The sequence below is a fragment of the Oleiphilus sp. HI0132 genome (assembly GCF_001635845.1).
Window position 1 is genome coordinate 1 of record NZ_LWGJ01001470.1, and the last position, 2695, is coordinate 2695.

General features: G+C 44.6%; 3 protein-coding genes. 1 reads left to right on the forward strand and 2 read right to left on the reverse strand.

The window, feature by feature from the left end; translation table 11 throughout:
* Window positions 1-22 precede the first annotated feature (22 nt).
* Window positions 23-310 (reverse strand): transposase, encoded by a 288-nt coding sequence (locus A3766_RS22705; RefSeq protein WP_068510178.1) that lies wholly within the window; start codon window positions 308-310, stop codon window positions 23-25.
* A gap of 309 nt (window positions 311-619) precedes the next feature.
* Window positions 620-2152, reverse strand: coding sequence for a cryptochrome/deoxyribodipyrimidine photo-lyase family protein (locus A3766_RS22710; protein WP_082865253.1), 1533 nt, complete (start codon window positions 2150-2152; stop codon window positions 620-622).
* Window positions 2153-2540: 388 nt separating this feature from the next.
* Here A3766_RS22710 and A3766_RS32250 point away from each other — a divergent pair.
* The coding region (locus A3766_RS32250; protein WP_231882966.1) for a DUF3750 domain-containing protein at window positions 2541-2695 on the forward strand (155 nt) is incomplete at its 3' end.

Sequence of the window (2695 nt, forward strand, 5' to 3'; positions counted from 1 at the left end):
AGTTGTTGAATGGTTTGAAACCTTACTTGGTTTCCTTCAGCAGGAGGGCGCTGGCCTTTTTTAAAATCTCCTTTTCCATCTTCAGCTCTTTATTTTCCTTTCGGAGCCGAAGCAATTCAGCACGCTCATCTGTATTTAAGCCAGTACCAGATTGTTCCGCATCAAACTTGGCTTTCCAGTTGTAGAGCAACTTATCTGTAATACCCAATGAAGCAGCCGCTTTAGGAACGCTATAGCCTTGCTCGGTGACCAGGGCAACCGCTTCTTGTTTAAACTCTGTTGTATAACTTCTGTTCTTTCGTTTTGTCATTTAACACCTCAATAATTGGATTATATTCCTTATTGAAGTGTCCTGTTTGATTAAAGCAGATCATTGCGAGGGGGCGTGTTTTGGATCGTCACAATGGCGAATACTGCTACAGGCAAATCGACAATAAAGCGCAGTGTTGCAATCGACAATAACTGAAAGTCGAATAACGGCCACTCAAAAAAATTATCAAGAGGAAGTGCTTGAATAACCATAGCGGGTTAAAATAGAGTTTGGTGAGTAAGGCCTTCGCAATAGCCTGCTTCAAAGCACCAAAGTGTTTTTTCTTAAGGTGGCACACAGCGGTTCAGTTTAGTCTCTTTTCCGTTTATTAGGACGTACGTGACGGTGAAGAATCCTGCTGTTTTCTTGTCTGACGAAGGTTCGTTTACGAAAAGCCCATAATTCGCGGCGAGCAATTTTTCCCGTTTCTTTAATATCGACAATTGGTTTTGGATACGTGGTTCCCAGAGATAGGTCATACAATGTTTCTTCCATAGGAGTCATCATCCACGGCGTGTGAATCAGCTCGTTTGGGAGTTTAGCCAATTCCGGTAGCCACATTCTGATAAACTCACCATTAGGGTCATGCTCTAGACTTTGTTTCACTGGATTGTAAATTCGAATGGTATTTGTGCCTGTGACGCCAGCCTGCATCTGAAACTGCGCATAGTGAATACCGGGCTCGAAGTCCAAAAAAAGCTTGGCTAGATAATGTACACCTTGCCGCCAATCCTGCAGCAAATGATGACAAAAAAAGCTGACGAGCATGGATCGCATTCGAAAGTTCAAATAACCCGTTTCGATTAAACATCGCATGCATGCATCAACAATGGGGTAGCCCGTTTTTCCATCTTGCCAAGCTTGGCGATGGCAAAGGGAATCATTGTCTTCTCGATAGCTGAATAACGCGTAAGCGCGATTGACAGGTCTTTCTTCCATTTCATGTTCACTTTCAAACTTTTGGATAAAATGGCAGTGCCAATGCAAACGTGAACACAAGGTATTCGCCGTTTTACGCCACCCCTGTTCGCGACGATGAAGTAAGGTTCGCTGATAAAACTGCCGCAGGCTAATATTTCCCCAAGCCAGGTAAGGAGACATGCGGGAACAGCTCTTTCGGCTTTCAAGTGGTTTTGATATTTTATAGGCATAGTCTTGACCTCTTGATCTAAAAAAAGAAGCGAGTGTTCTCTCAGCCCATTTTTCACCCCCATGTTGCATCCTAGGATGCGTTTCAAGCCAAGAAGGCTCCATTGCATCATTCGGATGATGATGTGCTAGAGAAATAAGGTTAGCGCCTCGAAGGTCGGGATTGTCTAAACCCATGCGCATGATACTGTGCCAGTGCTTGTCCCAATTGCTTCGGTGGGTCAGCCCTCGAATGACTCCGCCCGTTGGGCTTTCTTGCCAGTCTATTTGGTGTTTGGCTAGCCAATCAGCTATTTCCTTATCGCGCTCATAGGTAGCACGTATACCGGTCTCTTCATAGCTGAATAATCGATTGATTGTGAAATGGCTATGGATTTCCTCTAACGCCTTAAGAACCTTGCCCCGAAAGCAATGGATCTGCGTGTTAAAGGCCTTGAGTTGACGATTCAAATCGGCTAAAGACTGGCAAATAAAACGCCAATGGCGCACGTCGTAGTGAGGGTCTTGTATTAGCAGATCTTCGAAGATATAGATCAGTAAGGTGGGATTTTTGCCTGCACAAGCTTCCTTCAGGGGAGTATGATCACGTAACCTGAGATCACGCTTAAACCATACAACGTTAATGCCCTGGTTTTGAGTTGGTTGTTTGGTTCGTAAGTCGCTGATTTGTTGATGTAAACCTTGAGCTGACATGAATTCTATTCAATCCTAACTATGATGTTTGTTACGTTTACGTTTGGAAGGGGGAAAAAGATCACCTACAGAGTGATCTATTCCACGGGGTAAACGTACATTTACTAAATGATGAAAAGCCTCTAACGGTAATGAGTCTAAAAAAGTAGACGCGTGCTGAGGAGAAGGGGCTGAATGTCTTTCTGTCGGAGGAAAAGGCGTGTTGTTTGTAAGCCCAGTGCTTGTAAGACTAAGGTCTTGTTTTTACGGAGAAGATAACGGGGAAATAGACGATGTTTAGCATTAAGGCATTGATTCAATTTAGTATGATACTTTTCAGTGTGTTAGCGGTGGGGTGCAGCACGGGAAGCTGGCGAGAAGCGTCTAGAGACTCTTCCGGCTCGCCCCTTTGTCTACCGAAACTCCCGAAGCGGTTATTCAGGTATATGGTGCCGATGCATGGGGGTGGCGAGGTTGGTTTGCGATACATACTTGGATTGCGGTGAAAGCAAGAGATGCTTCTGAATATACCGTTCTTGAAGTGATAGGTTGGCGTGCCAAACG